Annotated in this window: 13 protein-coding genes; 4 read left to right on the top strand and 9 right to left on the bottom strand. The window is 66.5% G+C overall.

The features are described from left to right. The 8 genes from ACZ1A1_RS10725 to ACZ1A1_RS10690 all read right to left on the bottom strand — a co-directional run bounded on the left by ACZ1A1_RS10725 (nt 1) and on the right by ACZ1A1_RS10690 (nt 9,412). Nucleotides 1–1,401 carry a sigma 54-interacting transcriptional regulator gene (locus ACZ1A1_RS10725; protein ID WP_463619911.1) on the bottom strand — a complete coding sequence of 467 codons (1,401 nt, stop codon included), beginning with the start codon at nt 1,399–1,401 and terminating at the stop codon, nt 1–3. Continuing rightward, the gene (locus tag ACZ1A1_RS10720; protein ID WP_463619910.1) at nt 1,398–2,567 is read right to left on the bottom strand and encodes a PAS domain-containing protein; all 1,170 of its coding nucleotides are present in this window, start codon (nt 2,565–2,567) and stop codon (nt 1,398–1,400) included. The genes ACZ1A1_RS10725 and ACZ1A1_RS10720 overlap by 4 nt, the downstream gene beginning before the upstream one ends. 284 nt (nt 2,568–2,851) lie before the next feature. Next, nucleotides 2,852–3,622 (bottom strand): MurR/RpiR family transcriptional regulator, encoded by a 771-nt coding sequence (locus ACZ1A1_RS10715; RefSeq protein ID WP_463619909.1) that lies wholly within the window; start codon nt 3,620–3,622, stop codon nt 2,852–2,854. Between the two features lie 40 nt (nt 3,623–3,662). Beyond that, on the bottom strand, nt 3,663–4,520 hold the full coding sequence (locus ACZ1A1_RS10710; RefSeq protein WP_463619908.1) for an inositol monophosphatase family protein: 858 nt from the start codon (nt 4,518–4,520) through the stop codon (nt 3,663–3,665). Continuing rightward, nucleotides 4,517–5,614 (bottom strand): ABC transporter ATP-binding protein, encoded by a 1,098-nt coding sequence (locus ACZ1A1_RS10705; protein ID WP_463619907.1) that lies wholly within the window; start codon nt 5,612–5,614, stop codon nt 4,517–4,519. The genes ACZ1A1_RS10710 and ACZ1A1_RS10705 overlap by 4 nt, the downstream gene beginning before the upstream one ends. 5 nt (nt 5,615–5,619) lie before the next feature. Further along, on the bottom strand, nt 5,620–7,302 hold the full coding sequence (locus tag ACZ1A1_RS10700) for an ABC transporter permease (RefSeq protein WP_463619906.1): 1,683 nt from the start codon (nt 7,300–7,302) through the stop codon (nt 5,620–5,622). Between the two features lie 123 nt (nt 7,303–7,425). Continuing rightward, a complete protein-coding gene (locus tag ACZ1A1_RS10695; protein ID WP_119255866.1) occupies nt 7,426–8,445 on the bottom strand; it encodes an ABC transporter substrate-binding protein in 1,020 nt (339 codons plus the stop codon). A gap of 175 nt (nt 8,446–8,620) precedes the next feature. Then, entirely contained in the window at nt 8,621–9,412 is a 792-nt protein-coding gene (locus ACZ1A1_RS10690; RefSeq protein ID WP_463619905.1) for a DeoR/GlpR family DNA-binding transcription regulator, read from the bottom strand. A 265-nt stretch (nt 9,413–9,677) separates the two neighbouring features. On the opposite strand from ACZ1A1_RS10690, the gene ACZ1A1_RS10685 reads away from it, so the two are divergent. Genes ACZ1A1_RS10685 through ACZ1A1_RS10670 form a run of 4 tightly spaced genes read left to right on the top strand, consistent with a single transcriptional unit; the run spans nt 9,678 to nt 14,230 of the window. Continuing rightward, entirely contained in the window at nt 9,678–10,496 is an 819-nt protein-coding gene (locus ACZ1A1_RS10685; RefSeq protein WP_463619904.1) for an inositol monophosphatase family protein, read from the top strand. Nucleotides 10,497–10,521: 25 nt separating this feature from the next. Next, complete coding sequence (locus ACZ1A1_RS10680; protein ID WP_463619903.1) at nt 10,522–11,583, top strand: ABC transporter ATP-binding protein; 1,062 nt, start codon at nt 10,522–10,524, stop codon at nt 11,581–11,583. Further along, nucleotides 11,580–13,220 (top strand): ABC transporter permease, encoded by a 1,641-nt coding sequence (locus ACZ1A1_RS10675; protein WP_463619902.1) that lies wholly within the window; start codon nt 11,580–11,582, stop codon nt 13,218–13,220. Before ACZ1A1_RS10680 ends, ACZ1A1_RS10675 begins: the two co-directional genes overlap by 4 nt. Nucleotides 13,221–13,252: 32 nt before the next feature. Further along, the gene (locus ACZ1A1_RS10670; RefSeq protein WP_463619900.1) at nt 13,253–14,230 is read left to right on the top strand and encodes an ABC transporter substrate-binding protein; all 978 of its coding nucleotides are present in this window, start codon (nt 13,253–13,255) and stop codon (nt 14,228–14,230) included. 117 nt (nt 14,231–14,347) lie between these two features. Here ACZ1A1_RS10670 and ACZ1A1_RS10665 read toward each other — a convergent pair whose 3' ends face one another. Next, the gene (locus ACZ1A1_RS10665; protein WP_313192574.1) at nt 14,348–15,223 is read right to left on the bottom strand and encodes a LysR substrate-binding domain-containing protein; all 876 of its coding nucleotides are present in this window, start codon (nt 15,221–15,223) and stop codon (nt 14,348–14,350) included. Between the last annotated feature and the right edge of the window lie 24 nt (nt 15,224–15,247).

The raw sequence follows: 15,247 nt of genomic DNA, 5'->3' as shown, positions 1-15,247 counted from the left end.
TCATTTCGCCCGCTTTGTCTTGCGGACGAGGGTGGCGATATCGATTCCGAGCGCCTTGGCGGCGCCTCTCTTGCTTCCATGTTCTGCGATGGATTTTTCCAGGACCCAGCTTTCGAAGGCCTGCATCAGGTCCCGGAAGCTCTGCGGCGATGTCTCCCCATCGCCGACCGGGCGGGCAGGGGCAGGCCGTGACGCGGCCTCTTCGGCGACGATGAAATGCTCGGCGAGCGCCATGTCCTCGGCGCTCGCCGCGGCGCGCTCGAGGATATTCGTCAGCTCCCGCACATTGCCGGGAAAGGCATGGGCGGAAAGCCGCTTGGTGAAGGCCGCGGAAAGCTGCAGCGTCGGCGTGCGGCCGGCATTGAGCCGCCGCAGGACGTTCTCGGTCAGCGCGGCGACCAGTTCCGGCTGGTCCCGCAGCGCCGGCAGTTCCAGCGTCACGACGGCGATGCGGTAATAGAGGTCGCGGCGGAAGGCGCCGCTCCCGATCAGGTCCGGCAGGTCGGCATTGGTGGCGGTGACGAGGCTGATGCGCGCCTTGCGCCGCTGCATCGAGCCGAGGCGGCTGAAGGTCTGGCTTTCGAGAAAGGCGACGAGCTTCATCTGCGAGACGGGCGAAAGGTCCGTCACCTGGTCGAGGAAGAGCGTGCCGCCGTCGGCCGCCTCCACGAAGCCGAGCTTGCCGCGCGTCGAGGTGTCGAGCGCCGAGCCCGGCTCGATACCGAACATCTCCGCGTCGAACTGCGCGTCGCTCAGCATGCCGCAATTGACGTGGACGAAGGGCGGCGCATCGGAGGCGCCGGCCTTGCCGATGAAGCGGGCAAGTTCCGTCTTGCCGGTGCCGGTCTCCCCGGTCAGGAGCACGGCGCTGCCGCGCTCGATGGCGGTCGCGGCCCGGCGGGCGATGGTGGCGAGGCGCGGCGTGAGCACAGGGCCGCCGCCGCCGGCGGCCGGTAGCGGCTCGGCCCCGAAGCGGAAATGATCGCTGCGCTCGTAGCCGCGGCTGTGCCGCCCGGTCTCGCGCATCGTCAGGAGCGCGCCATAGGCGCCGCCGTCGGGCGTGCGCAGGATGCCGATCGAGGCGGTGACGTTGCGCTGCGAATTGAGCGTGCCGGAAACCTCGGTGCGCTTGAGCTGACGCAGGGCGCTCGCGAGCTTCTGGACGAGGGGGCCGGCCGTCTTGGCGTGTTTCGCCAGGTCCGAGCCGACAAGGTCACCGCGCGCAAGGTTCAGCAGCAGTTCGAGCTTGCCGTTGACCAGCTTGATGGTGCCGTCCGTCTCCAGAAGCGCCACGCCATCGGGGAAGGCTTCGAGGAAGGCGCCGAACTGCGGCTCGTCGATGAAGGAGGGGCGCAGGCGCCGCTGGCCGGATGGGGTGAGGTCGTTGGCGTAGAATTTCATGACGCGGCCTCCTGCAGAAGGCCGCGCGTCCTACGGCGGCTCTTGCGCCGGGCGGTCAGCACGTAGCGGCGCATCTCGCCCTCGATGCGCGCGGCGCGGAAGCGCCAGACGTCGCGGCTGGCATCGGCGGCGATGACGGCAAGGTCGCATTCGCCGTCGCTGTGCTCGCCGGCAAGAGCCGCCTGCCGGAGTTTGTCGAGCGCGCTGCGCGTTTCGATGAACTGCTGCAGCGGCCGGCCGAGCACCTGCTCGGCGGTGCGCCCCCAGACGCTCTCCGCTGCCGGATTGGTCGCCAGCAGGAGGCCGTCCTCGGAGATGACGAGGATCGGGTCTGGCGCGGCGCTCAGGATGTCCTGCATCGTGTCAGCCCGGTCGGCGAGCTGCTGCTCGCGCTGGCGGTGCGCCCCGATATCGCGCGTCGTGCCCCATAGCCGCACGAGGAAACCGTCCTTGATCGCGGCGCGGAAATCGTTCTCGACGAGCATTTCGCTGTCGTCGTGCCGGCGGTCGACGGCGGCGGCGCGGTCGAGGCGGTAACCGGAGCGCACGAGATCGCGCACCATGCGGCGGTTGATCTCGGTCGCCGGGAAATAGCGCGAGACCGGCTGGATATTGAAATCGAGCCCTTCGGGCACCCGGTAGAGCCGGGCCATCGCCTCGTTGCAGGCGCGCCAGCGGCTCTGGTTGGAGAAGATGCGCTCGACGATCTCGTCCTCGGCGAGCGCCGTGTCGACCGGCTCGAGGAATTCGATGCACCAGCACGCTTCCGTCGCCGCGCCGATCATTTGCGAGAGGATTTCCACGCGCTCGGCGAGCTCCGGCCCGATGCCGAGCACGCTTTCCGGCAAGGGCTGCTTGATGACGGCAAGCCCATGGCCCGGATCGGTGACCACGGTGGCGATCATGGGGATTTCGCTATATTGCGGCGAATTCACCCAGACGGCGAGCCCGGACACGAACGGCTGGCCGTCGCGGGCGATGCCGCGCAGCATCTGCGCCGAGGTGCTGCTGTAGACGCGCTCCAACGGCACGCTTTCGCCCTGCTGTAACGCGATGGCGAGCTCGCGCGCCTCCATCGCGTTGACGGCGCAGATGCGGCCGTCATGGTCGATCCAGTCGACCAGCAGGGCGTCGAGATTGGCGGTGCCCGGTACGTGTACTTTCATTCCCATCCCGATCCGAATGGCGACCCCCTTCATGGGGATCTGCACCAGAAGACATGCGCAATCCCGCCACAATCGCAGGCGGAAGCAAGCCCTATTCGGAAGGAAGGCATGAAAACGCGCCGGAACGCCGTCCGGAATGCGCAGAATCGCATCACGTGCTGCGATGATGCGCAACAAAACGATCCAGGAGAGCCGCCGCGTCGGTTTTTAACCGATCGAGCACGCACGAAGGACGATGGGCCTCCTTCGTGCCGCCGATGATTTTTCGATGGTTGGCAGTCCGCCTAGGTCCGGGCCAGCAGCGTGAACAGCACGTCGAGGAGGACGTACATCGAGGCGCGGCCGGTCGGCACGATGAGGGGGTGGCTGGCGGCGCGATAGGCGTTGAGGTTGATGTTCTCGTCGGCGAGCGAGGCGACGACGGAGCCGCCGGGCGCTATGGAAAGGATCCGTGCGCCGGCCTTCTTGGCGATCTCCATATTGGCGATGAGATAGCTCGTGCGGCCCGAGAAGGAGAGCACGAAGAGCACGTCCTGCGATGTAAGGCGCGGGGCGGACACCATCTGGAGTGTCGGGTCGGCATAGGCGACGCTCGCCATGCCGAGCGAAGCGAGCCGGTGCTGCGCCTCGCTGGCGAGAAAGCCGGACCCGCCATAGCCGTAGACATCGATGCGCCGCGCGGCGGCGAGCATGTCGACCGCGCGGCGCAAGCCGTCGAGATCGAGGTCGAGGCGGGCTTCCCGCAGGGATTCGACCGCGCGGTTGAAGATGTCGTCGACGAGACCGGTGAACGGGTCGTCGCCGTTTTCCGCCGGGCTCGCCGGCGCCTGGCGCACGGCCAGCTGCTGGGCGAGCTTCAGGCGGAAATCCGGAAAGCCGTCGCAATCGAGCCGCCGGCAGAAGCGGATGACCGAAGGCTCGCTGACCTTGGCGATCCGCGCCGCATCGGTGATCGACCATGTGATGGCCGTGCTCGGCGTATCGAGGATCGCCTCGGCGATCCTGCGTTCGGCGGGCGTGAATTGCGACAGGGATTGCCTGATCAGATCGAGCATGGACCCCTTCGTTCCGGCATCGGCTTCTCTCGCGCCAAGGTTACAACGTGCCGTCGGCAATCAGCTTCGACAGGCAGGACGATTGATAGTCAAAACCGGACTGCGCCACAACGAGCCTTTTGACGGAACCAAGCGTGTCTTCCCGCGGCTCGACGGCGCGGCCTTCCGCGTCGCGGGCATGGACCTCACCGCCCGCCGCCTGGACGAGCTGGATGCCGGCCGCGATGTCCCAGGCGCTGAACTTGGATTCGTAGGCGATGGCGACGCGGCCGACGGCGACATAGGCAAGGTGCAGGGCGCAGGAGCCGAGGCGGCGCACGGCCCGGAACGAATTGACCAGGTCGGCATGGGCCTCCTGCGACGCGCGGGAGGGGCGCTCGCCCTCGTAGGGCGCGTTGGTCAGCACTTCGACCTCCCGGTCGCTGCGCCCGCGCAGGAAATGCGGGACGGCGGCCCCGTTGAGCGTCAGCCGGCCCCGGTCCGCCACGAACATTTCGTCGCGCACCGGATCGTAGACGACGCCGCAGACCGGCTCGCCCCTGTGATAGGCGGCGATCGAGACGCAGAAGAAGGGCAGGCCCGAGGCGAAGTTGCTGGTGCCGTCGATCGGGTCGATGATCCAGGTCGTGTCGCCTTCGCCCTGCCAGCCGCCTTCCTCGCCGAGGATGCGGGAGGCGGGGATGCGCGACCAGATCGTGTCGCAGGCGGCGCGCTCGGCGGCCTTGTCGGAGGCCGTCACGATATCGAAGAAACCGGCCTTCTGCTGGGTCGCGAGGCTTTCCGGGCTGGCATCGACGAAGCCCCGGTGCGCCACCGCGCCGGCGGCGCGCGCGGCCTTGCAGGCGACGGTCGCGATGAGGTCCTTGATGTCGTTGGTCACGGGGTTGGAGAGGGTCATGCTGCTTTTCCCAATGCGGCTGCTTCATTTTCCGGCAGGATCCAGACCGGCCGGCTGTCGATGGAGAGTTTCAGGGTCTGCCCGACCTCGGCGACGCCGGACTTGTAATAGTCCGTGTCGAGGAAGACGCATTCCTGGCCTTCGAGATCGGTGAGATATTCGACATAGGCGCCCTGGAAGACGACGCGGCGCACCTTCGCCTCCATCGTGCCGTCGGCATCGACGCGGATATGCTCCGGCCGCACCACGCAGCGCACCGCCTCGCCAACCTTGAAGGCGCGGTTGCCGCGGGCGAGCGTGAAGGCGACCGTCGAGGCGATGCGCACGCGCACCGTCGCTTCATCGACCGCCTCGACCTTGCCGTGAAGAATGTTCGCCTTGCCCATGAACTCGGCGACGAAGCCGGTGCCGGGGCGGGAATAGACGTTGAGCGGCGAGTCATCCTGCTCGATCACGCCGTTGCGCATGACGACCACGCGGTCGGAGATCGCCATGGCCTCGCTCTGGTCGTGGGTGACGTAGAGGCTGGTGATGCCGAGGCGGAGCTGGATGGCACGCAGCTCGTCGCGCATGCGCTCGCGAAGCTGGGCGTCGAGGTTGGAGAGCGGCTCGTCGAAGAGCAGCACCTTCGGCTGGGTGACGACGGCGCGGGCGAGCGCCACGCGCTGCTGCTGGCCGCCGGAAAGCCGCGAGGGCGAGCGGTCGGCATATTGGGCGAGCGCCATGGTCTCGAGCATGGTGTCGACGCGCTCCTTCATCTCGGCCTTGGGCAGGCTGAGCAGGCGCACGCCGTATTCGACGTTCTCGCGCACCGTCATGTGCGGGAAGAGGGCGTAGCTCTGGAAGACCATGCCGACATTGCGGGCATTGACCGGTACGTTGGTGACGTCGCGCCCGCCGATGGTGATCGTGCCGTCGGACGGCGTCTCGAAGCCGGCGAGCATACGCAGCGTCGTCGTCTTGCCGCAGCCGGAGGGGCCGAGCAGGGTGACGAGCGTGCCTTCCTCGATGGTAAGGTTCAGCCGGTCGACGGCGGTGGCGCCGGCAGCACCGGGAAAGCGCTTGGTGATGTTAGAGAAGACGACTTTCGACATGGGGGTTACCTCTTCGATGCCGAATTGAGAACGAGCTGCATGACCGCCAGGATGGCGAGCACGACGAAGACGAGGATGCTGCAATAGGCCGCCGCGACGCCGAGCTTCAGCGTCTCCACCTGCGAGAGGATGGTGACGGTGATCAGCGTCCAGTTGGCCGAGACGAGGAAGATCACCGCCGACAGCGTCGTCAGCGAACGGGTGAGGGCGTAGGAGAGCGAGGTGAACAGCGCGGGTTTCAGCAGCGGCAGCGTGACCTGGAGGAAGGTGCGCGTGTTCGAGGCGCCGAGGATGGTGGAGGCCTCCTCGATCGACTTGTCGATCTGGCGAAGCTGGTTGGAGCCTGCCTCGATGCCGACCTGCAGGTTCTTCACCACCATGGCGGCGACGACGATGAAGGCGGTGCCGGTCAGAAGCAGCGGCGCGGCGTTGAACGTGCTGACATAGCCGATGCCGAGGATGGTGCCGGGCGCGGCGAAGGAGAGCAGCGTCGCCCAGCGCAAGAGGAAGCTGCCCGGAAACGCCTTGCGGATCAGGAGATAGGCGATCAGCATGCCGGCGACGGCGGTGACCGGGGTGGCGATGCCGGCGAGCAGCAGCGAATTGGTGAGCGTCTGGAAGCCGGCGGTGAAGACGGTGGCGTAGTGGTCCAGCGTCAGCGTGTTGTTGACGCCGGGCAGCTTGGTGAAGGAGACGTAGACCACCGTCAGGTAGAAGAGCAGGATGGCGAAGACGATGGCGTAGCAGCCGAGCGCCAGCGGCACGACCACGCCGCCGGAGATGCGGATCGTCTGGGCGGAGGGCTTGCCGGTGACGGTGACGTAGCTGCGCTTGCTCACCCAGTAGCGATGGATGAGGAAGGCGGTCATGGAGGGCACCAGCATGAGGCTTGCGAGCAGCGCGCCGGCCTGCAGGTTGAAATAGCCGACCATCTGCGAATAGGCCTCGACGGCGAGCGTGTTGTAGTTGCCGCCGATCAGCATCGGATTGCCGAAATCCTCGACCGACTTGACGAAGACGAGCAGCGTCGAGGAAAGGATCGCCGGGGTGACGAGCGGCAGCGTCACGCGCGAAAAAGTCGTCCAGCGCGAGGCGCCGAGCGAGGCGGAGGCATCCTCCAGCGCCGTGTCGATGGATTGCAGCATGCCGCGGATGTTGAGATAGGCGATGGGCGTGAAGGCCAGCGACTGGATCAGAACCAGGCTATGGAAGCCGTAGACATTGGCGTTGCGGATGCCGAGCAGCTCGCGGGTGATGAGGCCGGAGCGGCCGAACAGGATGACCACGGCCAGCGCCATGACGAAGGGCGGCGAGATGATCGGCAGCAGCGCCACGCCATGCACGAAGGTTTTCCCCGGCATGGTGGTGCGGGTCGCCGCGAAGGCGAGCAGGAAGCCGGCGGCGGTGGCGATGATCGCCGAGGTGGCGCCGAGCATCAGCGTATTGGCGAAGGAGGTCCAGACGAAGGACTGGGACAGCGTGTCGACGAGCACGCCGAGATCGAAGCCGTGGTCGGTGACGACGGCCTGCTTCATGACGACGAAGATCGGCAGGGCCGCGAAGACCAGTACGGAGAGCGTGACGAGGGCGAAGATGCCGAACAGCCACGGATCGACGACGATCTTGCGCAGGAATGCCGGCGACGTCCCGGCCCTTGCGGACGGGGCCGCTTGCGAAACGAGGGTCATTGGGGGCTCCTTGGGCAATTCCAGCAACGGCCTTCCGCTCGGAATCGCATGAGACAAAGGGACGGAGCATTCCCGAGCCGGAGAAAGCCGGGAATGCTCCTGCCTGCTGTTGGGCCTGCCGCCTTACTTGGCGTCGGCCTTGTGGCGCACGTCGTTCTCGTAGCGCTCCAGCAGGCGTGCGCGGTTCTCGCCGGCCCAGGTGAAGTCGTAGTCGATCATCTTCACGTTGGAGAGGTCGATCTTCGCCTCGGGGTTCTTGTAGCCCGGCACGATCGGGCCGCGGAAAGTGGCGCCCATGGCGGCCTGGCCCTTTTCGGTCAGGATCCAGTCGAGGAAGGCGGCGGCGTCCCTGGCCTGTTCTTCCGGCGCATTGGCGATGGCGGCGGCGGCGTTCACCTCGAAGCCGGTGCCTTCCTCGGGGAAGGAGTAGCCGACCGGATAGCCCTGCGCGAGCGCCGCTTCGATGTCCTGCGTATAGGCCATGGCGAGCGCGATCTCGTTATTGGCGACCATGCGCGAGGGGGCGACGCCCGAACGAGTATATTGCACCACGTTCTTGTCGATCTCCTTCATCAGCTCGAAAGCCGGTTCCTCGCCGTCGAGCTGGACCATGGAGGCGAGCGCGACATAGGCCGTGCCCGAGGAGGCCGGATGGGCGAGGGCGACGCTGTCTTTGAAGACCGGATCGGCGAAGGACTTCCAGCTCGTCGGCGGCTTGGCGCCGATCTCGTCGAGAACCTGCTGGCTGTAGGCGAAGACGATGGGCGACAGCGAGATCGGCGTCCAGCGGCCTTCCTTGTCGGTGTAGCGCGGGTCGACCTTGTCGATGCCTGCGGCCTTGTGCGGGGCGAGCAGGTCTTCGGACGCGGCCTGGATGAAGTTGTCGGCAGCGCCCGCGAGCCAGAGGCCCGCCTGCGGATTGGCCTTTTCCGCCCGGATGCGGGCGAGGATCTCGCCGGCGCCGATGCGCACGAACTGCGCCTCGATGCCGGTATCGTCCTTGAAGGCCTTCAGGACGGCGCCGCAATCGTCTTCCGACATCGGGCAATAGACGGTCATTCCCGCTGCCGCGGCGCCACCGGCCGTGAAGACATGCGAGCACAGGACTGCGAGCGCTGAAGCCAGCGCGAAACGGCGTTTCATTTTCGATTTCCTCCAGATGTGCGCCACGGCCCCTGCAAAAGCCATGGGGGCTTTCAGGTCTCACTCGCCGTGCGTGATCCTGGGTATAGTGAAGAAATCTACATTTGTCAAAAGGAATGTAGATAAGCTACATTCCTTTTTCATCCTGTAACCCGGCCCGGAGATTCACGGCTTGTCATTCACCGGCGACGACGAGCCCCGGCACGGCGGTGGCGAGGGCCTCGAAGCCGGGCTTCTGGCGGGCCTTCGCATCCGTGATGAGATGGGCCATCTCGCCCGTCTCGCAGAACACCGAGCGGCTGACGACGCCCACCTTGGAATGGTCGGCGAGGATGATCGTCCGGCCGGAATTGCGCACCATGGCACGGGCGATCTCGGCGCCGTGCAGGAAGTAGTTCATCGCGCCCATCGTGGCGTCGACACCCCAGGGGGCGAGCAGGGCGACATCGGCGCGGTAGCGCTGGATGTCGTTGATCGTCGCCTCGCCATAGGTCTCCATCGGGTCCTGCTTCACGTTGCCGGCAAGCAGGATGACACGGGTGCCGCGCGAAAGGTCGCCGGGCCGCTCCGTGAGCTGGCTGGCGACGTCGACCGAGTTGGTGAGGATGGTGAGATTGGTGAGCCCCGTGGGGCCGGCCAGCGCCTCGGCCATGGTGGAGGTGGTGGCGCCCGCATCCATGAAGATCGTCTGGCCGCTTTCGAGATAGCCGAGCGCCGTGGCGCAGATCGCGCGCTTCTCCTGCCGGCGCAGGGTGATGCGCACGCCGAAGGTCGTGTCCTCGCGCGCCATCATGGGAACCGCCCCGCCGCGCACGCGCTTCAGTTCGCCCGCGACCTCCATGTCCATGAGGTCGCGGCGGATCGTTTCGCGCGAGACACCGAAATCCTCGACGATGCGGTCGATCGACACCTGGCCGTAGGCGGCGAGCAGCGAACGGATTTTCTGTTGACGCTCTTCCTGCCACATGCCGGAGCCCTCCCTTGCTGCACATATTGATAGGCGATGCCCATCTTTGCCACAAGCGCCATATCGCTTGCCGCATAAAAACTCATTTTGCCAACTAAAACACATATTGCCACATCGGCGATTTGAATGTAGGAAGATCGCAGAGGCCGGAATGGCCTGCCCCATATCCATCAATCGGTCGGAACCCCTTGGCCCGGCACGTCGACCCGCGTCTCAGGCGGGAACGATGGCGGCTGTCCGACAACCGGGAAAGTGTCGAAAGAGAATGACCAGCGCCGCCCTCATCGAAGAACAGCATGTGGCCTTTGCCGTGGAGCTGGCCGACGTCGCCCGCACTGTTCTGAGGGAAAACGGCATGGCGCGCGTCGATGTCTCGGTGAAGGCGGACCGCAGCCTCGTCACCGCCATGGACATCCTCATCGAGGACCGCCTTCGCGAGATGATCTCCGCCCGCTACCCCGCCCACGGCATCATCGGCGAGGAGCGCGACTGGGTGCGCCCCGGCAGCGATTACGTGTGGGTGCTCGATCCCATCGACGGCACGACGGCCTTCATCGCGGGCCTTCCCTATTACGGCACGCTGATCGCGCTTGCCGTCGGCGGCGTGCCGCGGCTCGGCATCATCGACATTCCGGCCATCGATTCCCGCTGGGTCGGCGCCGAGGGCCGGCAGACGACGCGCAACGGCAGTCCCATCCGCGTGCGGTCCTGCCCGGAGATCGGCCAGGCGATCATGACCAACAGCAATCAGGATTATTTCGCCCCCGCCGAGCGCCCCGCGCTCGACCGGCTGCGCGCGGTGACCGCCGCGCGCGCCTATGGCGGGGCAAGCCTCAATTACGGCCTTCTGGCCGACGGTCGCACGGACCTTGCCATCGACGGTGGCCAGAAGGTCTTCGACTTCGCGCCCTTCCGGCCGATCGTGGAGGGCGCGGGCGGCATCGTCACCGACTGGGCGGGCGCGCCGCTGACGCTCGAAAGCTCCGGCCAGCTGCTCGGGGCAGGGGACGCCGGGGTGCACCGCCAGGCGCTCGAACTCATCACGGACCTGAAGGCGGCTCCGGCCGCCCTTTCCGGCGCATAGGCTCAAAGACCAAAGAGGGGAAACCATGGGCATAGCGATTTCAAATCTCTCGGTGAAATACGGTGCCGAGACCGTCATTTCCGGCCTTTCCCTCGATATTCCCGAGGGCTGCTTCTTCACGTTGCTGGGCCCGTCCGGCTGCGGCAAGACCACGCTGCTGCGCACCATCGCCGGTTTCGCGCCGGCAAGCGGCGGCCAGATCCGCTTCGGCGGCCGCGACGTCACCGAGCTGCCGCCGCACAAGCGCGCCATCGGCATGGTGTTCCAGGATTACGCCCTCTTCCCCGACAAGACGGTCGCCGACAATGTCGCCTACGGCCTTCGCGCCCGCGGCGAAAAGGGCCCCGGCGTCGAGCAGAAGGTGAAGGCCGCGCTGGAGCGCGTCGGCCTCGGCCATGTGCTGTCGCGCCATCCGGCCGCCCTTTCCGGCGGCCAGCGCCAGCGCGTGGCGCTCGCCCGCGCCCTCGTCATCAAGCCGGCGGTGCTGCTGATGGACGAGCCGCTCTCCAACCTCGATGCCAAGCTGCGCGTGCAGATCCGCGAGACGATCATCGAGCTCCAGCGCGAGGCCAACATCACCACCGTCTTCGTGACGCACGACCAGGAGGAAGCCCTGTCCATGTCCGATCTCATCGGCGTGATGAACAAGGGCAAGGTCGAGCAGCTCGGCTCCCCGCAGCAGATCTATGCGACGCCGCGCACCGGCTATGTCGCCGATTTCGTCGGTGCGGCCAACCGCACCGAAGTCCCGGTCCGCCCCGCCGCGTCCGGCCTTGTCGAGGTCGAAGTCGCCGGCACCCGCCTCGTGGCGACCGACGCGCTGGAAGGGCCTGCGGACAAGGGCCTGCTCGTGCTGCGGCCGGAAGACCTCGCGATTTCCGCAGCGCCCGTCGCCGGCCGGCAGTCGCTGCCCGCGACCGTCCGCGGCCGGCAATATCTCGGATCGCGCACCAGCTACAGCGTCGAAGTCGCCGGCGGCCTCGTGCTCAATGCCGAGATGCACGGCGCAGGGCACGATGCCTTCCAGCCGGGTGCGACCATCCACCTGGGCTTCGATCCCGCAGCCGCACGGGTGATCCGCGCATGAACCACTCGGCTTTCCGCACCCCCTGGCCCTGGCTTTCGGCCCTCGCGCTCGCCCTTCTCGGCGTCTTCGTGCTCTATCCGCTCCTCTATATCTTCACCGCGAGCTTCCTCGGCGAGGGGCGCTCGGGCTGGCTGCAGCTTCTGGAGGACCGGCAGAGCCTTTCGGCCATCGGCAACACGCTGCTGCTCGCCACCGTCGTCACGCTGTTCTCGACGCTGATCGGCGTGCCGCTCGCCTATGTCTCGGCGCGCTATCGCTTCCGCGGCAAGCTGTTCATCACGCTGCTGCCGCTCATCACGCTCGTCATCCCGGAAGTGGTGACGGCGCAGACCTGGCTGATGATCCTCGGCAACAACGGCGTCATCACCCGGTTCCTGAAGGGCTACGGCATCTTCATCCCGAGCTTCTACGGCTGGTTCGGCCTCATCACCTCGATGAGCTTCATCTACTACACCTATGTCTATATCGGCACGGTGGCGGCTATCGGGAAGTTCGACGCGCAACTGGAGGAGGCTGCCCAGAGCCTCGGCACCGCGCCGGCCCGTTCGCGCATCCATGTCATGCTGCCGGTCATCCGGCCGGCGATCCTCGCTTCCGCGCTGCTCGTGTTCACCATGGTCATCGGCAATTTCGCCATCTCCACCATCCTGGGGCACAACGTGCGGCTGCTGTCGGTGGCGATCTACCAGGCGGCCGTGGCGGAGGGCGCGAGCAACCTCACCATGCAGAGCACGCTCGCCAGCACCTCCGTGCTGATCGTCATGGCCGTGCTGTTCCTCAACCGCCGCGTCATCGCGAGGGGCCGCTACGAGATCGTCCAGGGAAGAGGGGCCAAGCCGCAGCCGCTGAAGGGCGCGCACGGCGTCCTCGTCAGCGGCGCGGCGGGCATCGTCGTCGCGATCTCGCTGCTGCCGCTCGTGACCATCGCGGTCGGCGCCTTCACGGTCTCGCGCGGTCCCGTCATGCGCTGGGGCGAATGGACGCTGGACAACATGGCGCGCGTCTTCATCACGGCGCCCGGCCCGCTGGTCAACTCGATCCTCTATGCCGGCATCGCGACCGTCATCTCCGTCGCCTTCTCGACGCTGGTCAGCTATCTCGTCGTCAAGAAGCCGAACCTGATGACGCCGCTGATCGACTATGTCTCGGCCATTCCGCTGGCGCTGTCGGGCACGGTACTCGGCGTCGGCCTGCTCGCCTCGTTCAACGGCGGCTTCCTGGCGCTGACGGGCACGTCGACGATCATCGTGCTCGCCTATGTCATCCGCCGCATGCCCTTCGGCATGCGCAACGGCCAGGCGATCCTGCACAATATCCCCAACTCCATCGAGGAGGCATCGATCAGCCTCGGCTCGCCGCCGTTCCGCACCTTCCTGCGCGTCGTGCTGCCGATAATGCTGCCGGCCGTCGCCTCGGCCGCGATCCTGACCTGGACGACGACGGTCTCGGAGCTTTCCGCCTCGCTGCTCGTCTATTCCGGCGGCCGCGAGACCCTGCCGATCCAGATCTTCCGGCTCATCGATTCCGGCCTCATGGCCTATGCCTCGGCCTATGGGCTCGTGCTCGTCGCCGTGATCCTCGTGCCGGTCGTCGTCGCCACCACTCTGTTCAAGGTCGACCTGTTCGCCTCGAAATGAAGCCCAGAACCAGAAGAAAGAGAGGAACTGCCATGAAGAAACTTGCCGCAACCACGCTCCTGCTCGCCGGCCTTGCCGCGGGCGCCGAAGCGGCCGACCCGGTGATCTACACCACCAATCCGGTGCCGGCCGTCGAAGCCGCGCAGGCCGTCATCAAGGACAAGACCGGCCTGACGACGGGCATCATCACCGGCGGCAGCGGCGTGCTGCTGCGCCGCATCGAGGCGGAAAAGGCCGCCCCGCAAGGCGATGTCTTCTGGTCGTCCTCGGCCAACACGATGGGCGCCTTCAAGGACGTGCTGGAGCCCTATTCCTCGCCGGAGCTTTCCGCCGTTCCCGCGGATCTGCGCGTTGCCGACGACTATTTCCAGCCGGCGAACCTCCATGTCGTGACCGTGATGGTCAATACCGACCAGCTCGACGGCTCGCCCGCGCCCGCCGACTGGAAGGATCTTGCCGATCCCGCATGGAAGGGCCGCATCATCCTGCCCGATCCGGCAAACAGCTCGACGGGTTACACGATCGTCTGGGGTCTTTCCAAGCTCCTCGACGCGGAAACCTACAAGGCGCTCGTCGCGAACCTCGTCGTCTCCTCGTCGTCCTCGGCCGTGCCGAAGGGCGTCGCGATGGGCGAATATGCCGCCGGCATCACCTTCGAGACGAACAGCTACAGCTATGTGGATGGCGGCCAGACGGAGATCAGCATCGTCTATCCGTCGTCCGGCACCTTCACGACCCCGGAATATTCCGCTCTCGTCAAGGGTGCGCCGGCCGGCGACGATGCCAGGAAGGCCATCGACGCGCTGCTGTCCAAGGACTCGCAGATCGAGCTGCTGAAGGTCGCCTTCCGCCGCCCGAGCCGCACCGACATCAAGGTCTCCGACTACGTCAAGCTGCCGGAGCTTTCCTCGATCAAGGTCTTCAAGATCGACGAGGACGAGGCGGCGAAGAGCCGCGACGCCTTCCTCGCCGAATGGGCGGCCCTGCCGAAAGCTGGTTCGAGCGAATAACGGTCTCCCGTGCAGGCAAGCCGGCGGAGGTCCGCACTTCAAGGCGTCGGCTTTCCTGCGATCCGGGGCGGCGTGCCGGCAATTCTCCTGCCGCACGCCGCTTCGGTCTGGCGAACGCTACGCCGGCGGCGCCGCAAGCTTGCGGGCGATGTCGAAGAAGGCGTTCACCAGCTTGCCGTTGGCGCGCTCTCGCAGGCAGATGAGTGCTTCGTCCATCCGCATCTCGGGCGCGTCGATCTCGATCGGGATGAGGCGGTTGTCCTGTCCGAATTCCGCCGAGGAGACGAAGCCGACGCCGCCTCCGGCCGCTACGATCTCCCGCACGGCCTCGCGCCCTTCCGCCTCGATGAGCGGGACGAGCGGCACGCCGCATTGCGCCGCCATCATCTCTAGCTTCTGGCGGGTCTTCGAGCCCCGCTCGCGCATGACGAGGGGATGCTTTGCAAGCTCGGAGAACGAGAGCCGTCTCGCGTCGCCGAGCGGATAGTCGCGGCTGGTGAAGGCGATGATCGGCGTCGAGTTCAGCTTCAGGATATCGAAGTCGCTGGATTGCGGCACCTCGCCGAGCACGCCGATATCGGCCTCGTAGGCATGCAGGCTGGTGATGACCGTTTCCGTGTTGCCGGCGTCGATCGAGACCTGCACGGAAGGATAGGCGCGGCGGAAGGCGGCGAGGATGTGCAGGAGATGGTGGGCGGCGTCGGCGACGATGCGCAGCTTTCCCGCGCGCAGCGCCCGCGATTCCGACAGGAGGTCGAGCGCCTGCTGCTCGACGTCGAACATGCGGCGGGTGACCTCGAGAAGCTGCTGGCCCGCCTGGGTCAGCGTCACCTGCTTCTTGTTGCGGTTGAAGAGCAGGACGTCGTATTCCTCCTCCAGCTTGCGCACCTGGTCCGACACCGCCGGCTGGGTGAGGAACAGCGCCTCGGCGGCGCGCGAAAAGCCGCCATGGATCGCCACATTGTGAAAGGCGCGCAGTTGCACATAGCGCATGGGGACCGGTCTTTGATAAATTGA

The sequence above is a fragment of the Shinella sp. R2-11 genome (assembly GCF_055330205.1).
Note: the sequence above shows the minus strand (reverse complement) of the source record. Positions and strands in the feature narration are given on the sequence as shown.